The sequence below is a fragment of the Streptomyces sp. NPDC043878 genome, from assembly GCF_056435735.1.
This window is the reverse complement of record NZ_JBWKDW010000052.1, coordinates 1-12,235: the sequence shown is the minus strand read 5'-3', so window position 1 is coordinate 12,235 and position 12,235 is coordinate 1. Positions and strand designations below refer to the sequence as shown.

Annotated in this window: 9 protein-coding genes and 2 pseudogenes; 10 read left to right on the top strand and 1 reads right to left on the bottom strand. The window is 69.3% G+C overall.

The genetic code is table 11. The annotated features are described in order from the left end of the window. The first annotated feature begins 259 nt into the window (after window positions 1–259). From AC07AZ_RS37715 to AC07AZ_RS37670, 10 genes and pseudogenes are all read left to right on the top strand, one after another. Entirely contained in the window at window positions 260–994 is a 735-nt protein-coding gene (locus AC07AZ_RS37715) for a TetR/AcrR family transcriptional regulator (protein WP_478855277.1), read from the top strand. Window positions 995–1,147: 153 nt separating this feature from the next. Continuing rightward, entirely contained in the window at window positions 1,148–1,798 is a 651-nt protein-coding gene (locus AC07AZ_RS37710; RefSeq protein ID WP_478855276.1) for a thermostable hemolysin, read from the top strand. Continuing rightward, window positions 1,795–3,354, top strand: a complete 1,560-nt coding sequence (locus tag AC07AZ_RS37705; RefSeq protein ID WP_478855275.1) for an AMP-binding protein — start codon at window positions 1,795–1,797, stop codon at window positions 3,352–3,354. Before AC07AZ_RS37710 ends, AC07AZ_RS37705 begins: the two co-directional genes overlap by 4 nt. Before the next feature lie 29 nt (window positions 3,355–3,383). Beyond that, on the top strand, window positions 3,384–4,298 hold the full coding sequence (locus AC07AZ_RS37700) for a TauD/TfdA family dioxygenase (RefSeq protein WP_478855274.1): 915 nt from the start codon (window positions 3,384–3,386) through the stop codon (window positions 4,296–4,298). A gap of 3 nt (window positions 4,299–4,301) precedes the next feature. Continuing rightward, on the top strand, window positions 4,302–4,631 hold the full coding sequence (locus AC07AZ_RS37695; RefSeq protein ID WP_478855273.1) for a darcynin family protein: 330 nt from the start codon (window positions 4,302–4,304) through the stop codon (window positions 4,629–4,631). After that, the gene (locus AC07AZ_RS37690; protein ID WP_478855272.1) at window positions 4,618–5,607 is read left to right on the top strand and encodes a hypothetical protein; all 990 of its coding nucleotides are present in this window, start codon (window positions 4,618–4,620) and stop codon (window positions 5,605–5,607) included. Before AC07AZ_RS37695 ends, AC07AZ_RS37690 begins: the two co-directional genes overlap by 14 nt. Then, complete coding sequence (locus AC07AZ_RS37685) at window positions 5,604–7,004, top strand: MFS transporter (protein ID WP_478855271.1); 1,401 nt, start codon at window positions 5,604–5,606, stop codon at window positions 7,002–7,004. Before AC07AZ_RS37690 ends, AC07AZ_RS37685 begins: the two co-directional genes overlap by 4 nt. A 29-nt stretch (window positions 7,005–7,033) precedes the next feature. Further along, window positions 7,034–7,601, top strand: a pseudogene (locus AC07AZ_RS37680) (IS481 family transposase); the annotation flags it as partial. Window positions 7,602–7,947: 346 nt separating this feature from the next. Further along, a complete protein-coding gene (locus tag AC07AZ_RS37675) occupies window positions 7,948–8,226 on the top strand; it encodes a DUF6531 domain-containing protein (RefSeq protein ID WP_478855270.1) in 279 nt (92 codons plus the stop codon). A 293-nt stretch (window positions 8,227–8,519) separates the two neighbouring features. Continuing rightward, window positions 8,520–9,095 (top strand): annotated as a pseudogene (locus tag AC07AZ_RS37670) (helix-turn-helix domain-containing protein); the annotation flags it as partial. A gap of 130 nt (window positions 9,096–9,225) precedes the next feature. On the opposite strand, the gene AC07AZ_RS37665 reads toward AC07AZ_RS37670, so the two are convergent. Then, window positions 9,226–11,634 (bottom strand): helicase associated domain-containing protein, encoded by a 2,409-nt coding sequence (locus AC07AZ_RS37665; RefSeq protein WP_478855269.1) that lies wholly within the window; start codon window positions 11,632–11,634, stop codon window positions 9,226–9,228. Window positions 11,635–12,235 lie beyond the last annotated feature (601 nt).

Below are 12,235 nucleotides of genomic sequence, written 5' to 3'. Positions count from 1 at the left end.
GACGCAGCCACCCCCGAGACCGCTGACGCGGTCACCCCTAAGACCGCTGACGCAGCCACCCCGAGGCCGCTGACGCAGCCACCCCGAGGCCGCTGGCGCAGCCACCCCTAAGACCGCTGGCGCGGCCACCCCGAGGCCGCTGGCGCGGTCACCCCGAGGCCGCTGACGCGGCCGGTGTTGGTCAGTGTCTGACAAAAAGTTTCTGACAGCTCATTGACCAGAGGTCGAACTTCGACTGCAAGTCACCCATACTGAGCTCATGCGAACGACTCAACGTAAAGCCCAGGAAGTAGCAGAGCGTGATCAAAAGCTGGTGCGTGTCGCGCTCGACATGGTCTGCCGGGACGGCTTCCACAAGCTGACCCTGGGAAAGCTGGCCGAGGAGACGGGCTACTCCAAAGGCACCGTCTACAACCACTTCACCTGCATCGAGGACCTGCTCATCGAGCTCTCGGCGGAGAGCGCACGGCGCCAGCTGCGCTACTTCCAGACGATCGCGGACCTGCCGTGGGACGGGGTGCGGTCCGTGTACGGCATGGCGCTCGCCTACATGCGGCACGCGGAGGTTGCCCCGGTGCTGTTCGAGTGCAGCATCACGGCGCGCACCGACGCCGTCTGCAGGCTCGCCTCGGAGCAGCGGCTCAAGCGGCGTGACCTGGTCGAGGCGCAGATGGCGCAGGTCGTCGGGTACGCCGTGGAGCGCAGTGTGGCCGAGGGTGCCTTCGGCAACGCCGAAGTGGAGGCGGCCGTGGCGGTGGACGCCCTGCGCGCCTACATCCTCGGCTACGCGGCCATGCATCTGCTCTCGCGCCGCTTCCTGTGGTCCGGCGAGGAGGCCCTGGACGCCCGTCTGAAGGTGATGACCTCCATGATCAGCGGCCTGGGCTGGACCCCTCTGGCCGCCGATGAAGTGGCGGGGCTGCACCGGGAGGTGGCCGGCATCGTCGACTCGATCGCCGCGCAGCACACGCCGGCTGTCACTTTCAGTAGCTGAGAAGGGCGGAGACCCCTCCGTGATCGTCTCTTCGCATTCCGTTCACCACAGTGATGATCTAGAACTAGTTGTCAAAAGTTGACTGGTGGTCATAAAGTGTGGGTGCCCGGTCGGACCGGCCGGGCACACGGGCTGATGCGGAACGGAGGGGCAATGCGCATCAACATCGCTCGCCGCGGGAGCGCCCTGTGGCAGGCGTGCGTCGATCTCGCACAGGAGCGCTACGCACGGGACTACCAGGCGCGGATCGCACCGTCACCGGACAGCTTCATCGCTCTGTGCGCGGACGGGCCGGGCGGATCGGACGTCGTCCCGCTGGCCTGTGCGGGGCTGACGTACGGAGGGGAGCGCAGCCTCCTCATCGAGCACTACCTCGGCGACGCGCCGGCCGACGTCATATCCCGCTACACGCGTACCCAGTGCGAGCCGGCCGGCCTGGTCGAGGTCGGACCGCTGGCGTCCAACGAGCCCGGGGCCGGCCTGAAGCTGATCGGCATGGTGCCCGCGCTGTGCTGGTGCAACGGGGCCTCATACCTGCTGTGCACCGTCACCCAGCCGCTCGCGCGCACCCTGGCGCGGATCGGCCTTGAGTTCACCGGCCTCGCCGAGGCGCGCGAGGACGTGCTGCCCGAAAAGCAGCGGGGCAGGTGGGGCTCGTACTACGACACCGCGCCCGTCGCCGGCTTCATCGACCTGAGGGCGTTCGACGCCGGCATCAACCGCGAGGCCGAGTCCGGCTACCACCTGGCCGTCACCTGGGGGCGGGAAGCCTCCCTCGCCACGCAGGGGGCGGGTGCCCGATGAGGAAGATCTACGACGGCCTGTACGCGCCCGAGCGCCGCGACGATGTCCTCGCCGAGCGGCTCGCCGCCGACGGCTCGGTCGCCGAGACCTTCACCTACGGGGACCTCGCCGGCTGGAGCGGGCAGATCCGTCGGCTGCTCGCAGACCTCGGCGCCCAGGCCGGGACCACGGTCGGCGTCGTCGCGGGCAACGGCCCCGAGTGGGTGGCAGCGGACCTCGCGCTCCTGCTCGGCGGCTTCGTCGAGGTGCCCGTGCCGCTGGCGTTCTCCGGCGAGCAGGCGGCCTCGCTGCTCAAGGAGGTCCGGCTCTGCCTGGCCGACGAGGCCGGGGTGCGCAAGCTCGCGGAGTGGGGCCTTGACGACGCGGTCACCGTCCTTGCGATCGCGGCGGACAGCGGCGCCGGGAACCGCGTGGCCAAGCCCGACGGGCTGCAGTTGCCTCCCGACGAGCGGATCATCAAGGTCATCCACACCTCGGGGACCACCGGAGCGCCCAAAGGCGTGAAGATTCGCTCCACAGCGCTCGAAGCGCTGCTGGTGTCGCTCAACTCGGTCTCGCCCGCCGGGGTTTACGCCCGCTATCTCTCCCTGGTGCCGTTCAGCCTGCTCATCGAGCAGGTCACCGCCGTGTACCTGCCGATCATCAACGGCGGCCGGATGATCCTGCTGCCCGAGGACACCGCGCTGCTGGGCACCGCCGGATCCCGCGCCGACGACGTGGTGGCCTGGATGCGGGCCGGGCGGCCGACCGCCGCGGTGCTGCCGCCTGCCGCGGTGAGCGCCCTCGACAAGGCGGTCCGCAGCGCGCGAGCCGACGCTGGGCCGGTCCTCGGCGACGGCGTGCGGCCGTTTTTGATGGCGGGCGGCGCACCCGTCGACGTAGAGGCCCAACTGCGTCTGGACGCGGCCGGGTTGCGGGTGCACGAGGGGTACGGGCTGTCCGAGAACAGCTCGGTCGTCTCGTGGAACACCCCCGGGCAATGGCGGCCCGGCACGGTGGGCAGGCCGCTGCCGCACTGCGAGGTCAGGCTCTCCGACGGCGGGGAACTGCTGGTGAAGTCGACGTCGCTGTTCGCCGGTTACACCGTCGAAGATCCGACCAGCCGGCCCGTCGACGAGGACGGATGGCTGCACACCGGGGACCGTGCCGAGATCGATGAGGACGGCTACATCCGCATCCTCGGCCGCCTCAAGAACGTGATCATCACCAGCCACGGCCGCAACGTCTCGCCGGAGTGGGTCGAGGGCAGCCTGCGCAGCTGCCCGTCGGTGGTGGACGCCGTGGTGTTCGGCGAGGGCATGGAGCACCTGTCGGCCGTGCTGGTCACCGCCGAGGGCGCCGATGCCCAGGAGACGCGGCGTCAGGCGCACGAGCACGCCGAGCGGCACCTGGCCGAGACCGACCGGCCCGAGCGCTTCACCGTCGTGGCGGACAGCGACGACTTCCGCCGCCGGTACTTCACGGTCACCGGCCGGCCGCGGCGCCAGGAGCTCTTCGACGACCTGGTGGCGGCCACTTCCGCGGAGGGCCGCCCGCACATCACCTTCATCCACTGAACTTTCCGCACAAGAACGGGGATTCAGCCATGACAGTTGCCCAGGACACCCTGCGCCTGACCGCCATCGGCGACGGCGACGGCATGATGATCACGCCTACCGGCCCTGAGGCCGATTTCACCGAGCTGTACCAAGCCGGCCTCGACGGCCTGCTCGCCGACACCGGCTACCTCCTCATCCGCGGATTCGCCCCGAGCGTCGAGGAGTTCAACGAACTGGTGCGCCGCTACAGCTCCCGCACCACCCTCGACCCGGCCCGCGCCTTCCACGGCAACGCCGCCCAGAAGGTCGACTCCGGGCACGACCCGATCGGCCTCCACCTGGAGAACGGGGCCACACCGTTCGCCCCCGACCTGCTCTGGTTCCACTGCGTCAAGGCGGCCAAGTCCGGCTCCGAGACGACCGTCTGCGACGGCTTCCGCGTCTGGGACGCACTGTCCGAACGGGCGAAGCAGCTCTTCACCGACAACCCGGTGAAGTACACGCGCAGCAACGTCCCGCAGGCCATGTGGCAGCGGCTCGCCGCCCACCTCACCGGCGGCGGCGCCGATGCGGCCGAGATGACGGTCGACCACCTCTACGCCGTGTCGAACAAGGGCGCCGACGTGCTCTTCTCCGAGGCCGCCGACCAATCCCTGACCTACCAGTACTCGGTGTACGCGGCCCACCCCACCCGCGCGTCCTCGCGCATCGCGTGGGCCAACAGCATCCTGGGGCCCTCGTTCAACTACGAGGCACCCGAGATCCGCTTCGCCGACGGCTCCGCGATACCCGACGACGTGATCGCCGAGTACACCGAGATCTCCGAGAAGGTCACCGAGGAGATCCAGTGGGAGGACGGCGACATCGTCCTCATCGACAACACCCGTGTCATGCACGGCCGCCGCGCGATCACCGACCCCGAACGCACCATCCTCAACGCCCAGAGCTACGCCAGGAGCTGACCCGTGAAGTACGGCATCGTCATCCGCTACGAATTCGACCCCTCCTGGCTGCGACTGAGCCGCGAGCAGCGCGGCGCGAAGGAGGAGGCCTTCCAGAAGGAGATCGTCGGGCCGTTCGCCGACAAGATGTCGGTCCGTCACTTCGACGCCGAGGCGTTCGCCACCACCTACTCCGACTTCCTGTTCGTCGAGACCGACGACATCAAAACCTACTACTACTTCATCGAGAAGCTGCGGGACAGCGAGTTCATCGCCCAGGGCTGGGTGCGCCTGCGCGACATCTCCATCGGGCTGCACGACGGCTACAAGGAGTACGAGAATGACCAGGCCTGACCAGTTCGACGCCATCGCCGGGACCGTCCGCACCGAACTGGCCTCGGTGACCCGGCTCGCGCACATCAACACCTTCCACCCCGGCGCCTTCGACTGGACGCAGGCCGGCACTCAGGCAGAGCGCGAGTTCGTCTCCGTCGTCGCCTACGGCAAGACCGGCCACGAGGCCGAGGCCGTCGCCTACCTCACCAAGGAACTGGCGCAGCTCGCCGAGATCGAGCGCCACGTCAGCACGGTCATGGCCATGGTGATGGGGGAGCTGCACGACCTGCGCGACGCCATCAACCTCGGGCACGAGCTGCACAACGCGCTGTCCTGCTTCGCCGCCGAGGAAATCCAGCACGCCAACACCTTCTACCGGTACGTGCGGGCCCTCTCCGGCGCCGAACCCCGCGTCGACAAAGCCCTGTTCGACGAGCGGCTCGACGTCTTCCGCACGGACGACCACCCCTACGTCAAACTCGTCGCACTGTGCTGCTCGGCGTACGTCGGGGAGTCAGTGATCACCGTGTTCGAGCACCGTACCGACGCGCTCGACCCGGAGCGGGCCCGCTTCTTCACCCGCCTCCTGCACACACACGGCCTCGACGAGGCCCGGCACGTGAAGATCGACCACGTGGCGATGAAGCTGATCTACCCGGCGCTCACCGCCGAGCAGCAGCAGCGGGTCCGCGAACTCCTCGACCAGATCGAGGAGCTCAACCGGAAGCTGGCCGCGACCTTCGAGGAGCGCACCCGGCACCTGCTCGACGTCGACTTCGTCACCGGCAACCCGGCGGCCGCCGTGCAACTGGAGATGACCAAGGCGTTCGGCGGCAAGGTCTTCGCCGAGGACGGCACCCTCTACAGCGTCGACGAGATCCTCGACGACGAACTCACGCGGCTCATCATCGAGTTCTCCGGCACCGACCGGGTGCACGCTGCCGCCGTCGCGCCGCCGGTGAAGGTGCCGAGCACGGTGGGGGGCACATCGTGACGTCCTCGGCGGTAGGGGCGGGCGCCGGCCCGAACACCGCGGCGCCCGCCCGCTCGGCGGCGGCCGGGGGCAAGGTCGCGGTCGGTGCGGCGGTGCTTGCCCTGCTCCTGGCCGCGATGGACGCCACCGTCATGGGCACGGTGCTGCCCAGCGTCCTGTCGGACGTCGGCGGCGGCTCCGGCGGCGGATACGCCTGGCTGGTCTCCGGGTTCATGCTGGCCCAGGTGGCCGCCACCCCGCTGGCCGGCTGGGCCGCCGACCGGCTCGACGACCGGGTCCTGGCCGCCGGCTCGACGCTGGTCTTCCTCGGCGCGTCGGTCCTGGCCGGAGTCGCGGGCTCGTTCGGTGTCCTGGTCGCGGCCCGCGTGCTGCACGGCCTGGCGGCCGGCGCGATCGTCGTCTCCAGCTACGTGATCGTCGGCCGGGTCTTCGGCCCCGAGCGGCGCGCCAAGGCCCAGTCGATGCTGAGCATGGTCTGGGGTGTGGCCGCGGTCCTCGGCCCGGTCGTCGGCGCGGCCCTCACCGAGGCGTGGGGCTGGCGCTGGGTGTTCTTCCTGAACGTGCCGCTGTGCGCGTTCGTCGTCCCGGCGATCGTCCTCGCGCTGCCGAAGCGGGAAGCGGCCTCAAGGCAGCAGCAGCGCTCCGGCTTCCCTGCCGGGGAGTACCTGCTCCTCACGGGCGGCTCCGCACTCCTCCTCGTCGCACTGCAGGGCGGCGAGCTCGGCCTCGGCACGATCGGCGGCGTCCTCGCCGCCGTCGCCGGCCTGGCGGCACTCGCCCTGGTACGCCGCTCCGGCGGCGGCCTCGTACCGCGCCAGATCCTCGCCCGGACCCCCTCGGCGGGCGCGGCACTGGCCACCGTGGGCGCCTGCGTCGTGATGTACGCGACCGTCACCGTGCTGCCCGTACGCCTCGCCGCCTCCGGCACCTCGACCACCCAGATCGCCGTGGTCGTCGGCCTGGCCGCGCTCGGCTGGGTCGCGGGCAGCGCCGTCACCGGCGGGCTCGTGGCCAAGCACGGCTACCGGCCCTCGATGCTGGCGGGCGCGCTCGCCCTGCTGATCAGCGCCACCCTCAGCGCCACCGGCGAACTCGCCTGGCTGGCAGGCATGACGGCGGGCATCGGCACCGGCGCCGTCACGGCGACGACGCTCGCCCTCATCCAGGACCAGTCGCCCCCCGAGCAACTGGGCGTGGCCACCTCGGCCGCGACGATGCTGCGCAACCTCGGCTCGGCGGCCGGCGTGAACGGCATCGCGGCCCTCACCGCGGCCCTGGCCACCACCTCCCACCAGAGCCAGCAGAACCGGGCGTTCTGGGTTCTCGCGGCGGTGGTCGTCGTGGCGGTCCTTGCCCCGGCGGTGGCCGCACCCCGCCGTCGCACGACCACCGGGTGACACCCGGATCCGGGGACCGCACACGGGCACGCTCGCACCTGCCGGTGACGGATCTGGGACGGCTGGCCGCCCGGGGCGGACGTGCGGCCGGACCGGCACCGCAGCCCGCCGGCGACGGGGCCGCGTTCGAGGTGGACCGGGTCGTGAACAACAGCAAACTCGTGGGCCTGGCTGGCCACCAGGTCCTGGCCGCAGAGATCCTGGACGGCCGCCAGGTGGGCATCCGGACCGACGACGAGACGCTGTCGTTCTTCGATCCGGGCTCGCGGGAACTGCTGCGGGTGCGGCCCAACCCGCTGAGCCCCGACGAGGTGCAGCGTCTGCGCGGTCTGCGCCCCGCGGGCCCGCCGCCACGGCCGAGCGTGGAGCCGGTCCGAGTGCAGCGCCGCGTCAGTGCCACCGGCACGGTCACGGTCTGCCGCCAGGCCGTCCCCCTCGGCCGGACCTATGCAGGCCCAGACCCTGACCGCCCATGTCGCGGACTCGACGATCACCGTCGAGCTGGACGGCCAGGTCCGGGACATCCGACGCACGACCGACGTCCCGGACCGCAACGTGAAAGCGAACAAGCCCCACAAGGTTTCCGATGCTGTCTAGGCCCACCGTCAAACATCACCTGGGACCAGACATGCTCCCGGCATGAAAGATCCTCCGCTGTTGCTGTCGTGACGGCTGCCGCTCTTGCTGCTGCTGTCCCGCCGGCGGCGACCGCCGCCGCTGCCGGTGATGACCCGGGTGGCAAGGGCGGGTCCGTGTGGGGCAAGCACAGCCCGCACTTCACGATAGTAAAGGCCGGTGCGAACCGGCCGGTGAAGTCGAAGCCGTCGAAGACGCCGACCGACGCGGTGTATCGGCCGCGGCTGCGTGAACAGCGCGCCCGGGCAGAGGCTCTGGTCTCGGGCAAGGCGTCGAAGGCGAAGGCCGCCGCGCCCGCGGCTGAGGCGTGCCGGAGGGGCAGGACGATGTTCCCTGGCACCGCACCACCAGCTTCGCGATCACCGACGCCTTGACGGCGAAGATCGACTACTCGACCGGTGACCTGATGCTGACCGGCACCGACTACGACATCGCCGGCGTGGGACAGCAACTGCGCCTGGCGCGGACCTACAACTCGATGGACGCGCCCTACGGCAGCGTCTCCCAGCGCTGGTGGCAGCAGTACGAGCGCTACCTCTCGCTCTCCTCCAGCGAAGCGATCCTCTATACGACTCGCGCGGGGTGATGACCCGCTGGGCGTAGATGCCGAGGACGCGGGCGATGTCGGCCGGCTCCATCTGCGTTACGCCGGGCCAGGACCGCTCATCGAGGGCGTCCCACGACAGGATCGCCAGCTGCACGCACTGCCGCTCGCGCCCCTGGGCCTTGCGGTAGATCCTTGCCCATGGCCCGAATCCGCGCTGGGTGAGCCGCCACTTCGCCTTCACCACCTGCGTGACCACCGGATGATCCTCGGGCAAGCGCAGGGAGCGGCGCTGCTCATGGCCCTCCAGGCGCTCGGGCAGTCCGAGCTTCACGGCGGAGCGGGCCCGGTTGCGTGAGGCTGCCGGCATCACCCAGGCCCGCCTGGCCACCGCGTTGAAGACGACGACCCAGTCGGTGAAGAACTGGGAGAACGGCCGAAGCGAGCCGAAGTCGCCGCGTCTTGATGCCTACCAGCGGCTGCTGAACGGGTGGGCGGCGAAGTATCCGGCCCCCGGCGCAGCCTCGGCAGCCGCGCCGGCACCGGCGGCGTCTGGTGAAACGGCCGGGTCCGAGGTGAAGACGGCAGACGCCCAGCCGGCTCCTACCGTTCCAGCCACGGGGCGGGGCCGGGCCCGTCCCGCCACCCCGTCGGCCGCGGCATCGCGCCGTCCGGCCGGGAAGAAAGCGGCTCAGCCCGCAGCCGATCTGCGCTTCCCGCACGGCCCGCTCGCGGTGCTGGGCGGTGACGACTGCGCGTACGGCGTAGACGGCATCGTGCTCGACTGCCCCGCGACCACGGTGGTGGAGCTGGTGGAGTGGACGCTGCACGAGTCCGGCCTCGGTGCGCCGCGTCTGCACCGCAACGGCAAAGACAGCGACCCGCTGATCGTGCTCACCGCGCGCTCCGCCGGAGGCGGCAGGTGCGGCTCCTCGTTCAACAGAGCGTCGACGGACGCGAACAGTTCTTCCTGCACCTTCACGTCAAGACCCGATACTGCTTAACCAAAAACTTATCCCACTCCTTAACCTAGCCCACCCCTTAACCCTCCCGTGCCCATTCCAATCCCAGCGCTGCGAGCGCGGCGAGCTTGTCAACGGTGAGCTTCGCGCGGCGTCCCTTCTGATTCATGATCCAGACTCCGAGCTTGACCGGGTGCTCCTGGCCGGCGATCTCGACCGCCTCTACGTGTCCCCTGGGCACTGTCAGGTGCCCTTCCCGGGTCTTGTACTGCGCCAGGGCCACAACGCCCTTGTCGAAGGCGCTCACGGGCGCCGTGGACGGCTTCGCGGGCGCCTTCTGCTCCGGGGCGATCGGTGTGATGCCGAGTTGTTCCAGGCGTTCGCGCTGCCCGTCGTGAAGGGCCTGCCAGACCTCGGGCTTGTGCTGCCGGGCCAGCCACTTCCCGATGTCCATGCCGTGGACCGTGAATCCGGGCAGTACCTCGGTCTCACCGGCCTGTCCGTCTTCGTCGGCCACCAGCTCGCGCAGCGCGGCGTAGTGCCGCTGCCAGTCCGCCGGCCAGGACGGGTTCCAGTCCTTGTCCACGGCTTCCAGCGCGGTCTCCCACTCGGGGTGCCCGTCCAGCGCACCGGGCCGCCGCAAATTCGCGAGCCACATCCCCAACGGCCTGCCCAGCATCGCTGCGGACCTGGGAGCGCAGAGTGTCCAGTGCTGGTCGTAGTAGGCCTTGGCGGCTTCCAGGTTCTCCTGGAAGCGTTCATCTGCCAGGGACCAGACCATGCCGAGTTGTTCGAGTCGCCGCGCGCGCTGGCCGGTCATCTGTCCGGCTGTGTAGGCGCGTCGTTGTTCCGCGACCCATTGTCCAAGTGGTGTGGCGCCCTCGCGGTGTCCGTAGGGCACGCGGGCGTTCCCGACCCGTTCGACGTACGTCTTCAGCTGCGCCCAGCCGCGGGCCCAGTCCTGGCGTTCGGTGTCGATCACGTTGAAGGAGACCCAGTCGGCGACCATCACGGGATCCCTGGGGGCCGCGAAACGGAGCAGCAGCCGTGATTCTTCTTCGCCGTCTTCTGGCGCGACACCGATGTTCACGGACGGTTGGGCGACGTCCTTCTGAGGCTCCTGGGGGATGGCGAGCAATTCGACGGCCTCTTCATCGTGGGCCCGCAGCCCTTCCAGGACTTTCACCAGGGGCCGGTAGGACCCGGAGGTGAACATGTCCTCGGGCTGCTCTCCGGGCTGGAGGAAAACGGGCACGATCAGGGAGGCGAGTTTGCCTTGTCCGGGCTTCTGGCGGAGTGCCCGGCCGATGGCCTGGACGATGTCGTGCGGTGCCCCCTTGGGATCCAACAGGGCGACTGAATCCACGCTTCGAATATCGACACCCTCGCCCAAAACACGACAGTTCGAGAGCACGGCCCGCCGCGCAGTGGACCCGAACGAACCCAGGACTTCACGCCGGCGTTCGGGGACGTGCTCGCCGCACAGCCAGTCCGCCCAGATCCGCTTCGGGTACATCTCCGGCTGATCCCCATGCAACTTCGCCGCGACGCGCTCCAGTCCTTCCGCGTACGCCTGCGCCTCGATGGTCCGGTGGTGGAAGGTGATGCACGTCGACAGGTCGTGCTGCGCCATCGTGTGCAGCAACGCGGCCTGGAGGGCTCCGAGGCGCTGCCCGCGGACCTCTTCGGTGTGCCGCTCCTCGCCCATCAGCCGCTCCGGGGTGACGACGGGGTCCTGGAGCTCCAGGACGATGATCTGGTACCGCGCCAACAGGCCCCGGGAGACAGCAGAGGCGAGCGAGAGCTTGTACAGGACGGGCCCGAAGACCTTCTCGTCATCCATGCTCGCCGCCATCTCCCGCGGCAGCGGATCCCGCACCCCCTCGGCAACCTCGCGGTTCAGCCGCTCCTCCCAGATCCGCGGCGTCGCCGTCAGGTACAACCGCCGGTACGCCGGGATGACGGTCTGGTCATGGATGTCCGCCCACGCCTTACCCATCGACCCCGACGTCCGGTGCGCCTCATCCACCACCGCGAGGTCTACCGGGTCCAACTTCTGGCCGTAGACGCCCTCGAAAGCCTCCGCCAGGACACCCAGAGACGCGTAGGTGGCGTAGATGGTCACGGGCCCGGAGCCGTGCCACAGCGCCAACTGGATCGGGTTCGTCGTGGAGCGCACCTTCAACGACCACAGCTCCGGGTCATCCTGGAGCGAACACACCGCCACCGCCGGCCCCTTGTGCCCGGCCCCGTGCCACGCCCTCACCGTCTGCGCCAGCAGATCCAGCGTCGGCACCAACACAAGCACACGCCCCCTGGGCACAAGCCGCCTCGCCGACGCGGCAGCCATGATGGTCTTCCCCGTCCCACACGCGGCGTGCACCTGCCCGCGAAGACCATTCCAGGGAATACCACCCGGCGGAACATCGAAACCGCGCACAATGGCGGCAACGGCCTCGATCTGGTGATCACGCAGCTTCACGGCCATGCCCCGTATTCTCCTTTTCGCGAAATGCAGCGCGTAATAACAAATGGAATCAAGGTGCAAGGTGCGCGGCGGTAGGGGTGTAGCATCTGATCCCAGACTCTACACAGCCACGACTCGTGATGCATCATCCGCACACCAACTTCGCACCCGAGGGTGGCACAGTGACTCAATCTCACTCACGAACGGCCGGTTTCCCTGTATGCTGACAGGCCATTGGTGAACATGTCGGGACAGTCAGACGACGGGGGATGGGTTCAGGGTGGAGCGCAGCGGAACCCGTCACTACAACGAGGCCGGCACCCCCGTTCAAGCCGACGGCCCGTCACATCCGTTACAAGGGTGATGACTGGGAATCCCAAGCCCTACACAGTCCCGCACGCGATGCACCTGCCCCTTATTGCCAGCCCCATGAATCCCGCTTGCGGGATTCCGTCAATTCGCGCTTGCGTGAATTGACACGCACTCAGAATTCCGCTTGCGGAATTCGATTCCCCCGCTTGCGGGGGAATCTGGCGGAGCGTCAGCGGAGCCACGCCCGAAGCGAAGCGGAGGGCGTCACTATGCAGCGCGCCAGCGCTGCATATCCCGCTCCGCGGGAGAT

Excerpts from the sequence above, each read along its gene's own strand:
- AC07AZ_RS37700 (WP_478855274.1), top strand. The coding sequence starts at position 3,384 with ATGACAGTTGCCCAGGACACCCTGCGCCTGACCGCCATCGGCGACGGC.
- AC07AZ_RS37710 (WP_478855276.1), top strand. The coding sequence starts at position 1,148 with ATGCGCATCAACATCGCTCGCCGCGGGAGCGCCCTGTGGCAGGCGTGC.
- AC07AZ_RS37705 (WP_478855275.1), top strand. The coding sequence starts at position 1,795 with ATGAGGAAGATCTACGACGGCCTGTACGCGCCCGAGCGCCGCGACGAT.
- AC07AZ_RS37665 (WP_478855269.1), bottom strand. The coding sequence starts at position 11,634 with ATGGCCGTGAAGCTGCGTGATCACCAGATCGAGGCCGTTGCCGCCATT.
- AC07AZ_RS37690 (WP_478855272.1), top strand. The coding sequence starts at position 4,618 with ATGACCAGGCCTGACCAGTTCGACGCCATCGCCGGGACCGTCCGCACC.
- AC07AZ_RS37715 (WP_478855277.1), top strand. The coding sequence starts at position 260 with ATGCGAACGACTCAACGTAAAGCCCAGGAAGTAGCAGAGCGTGATCAA.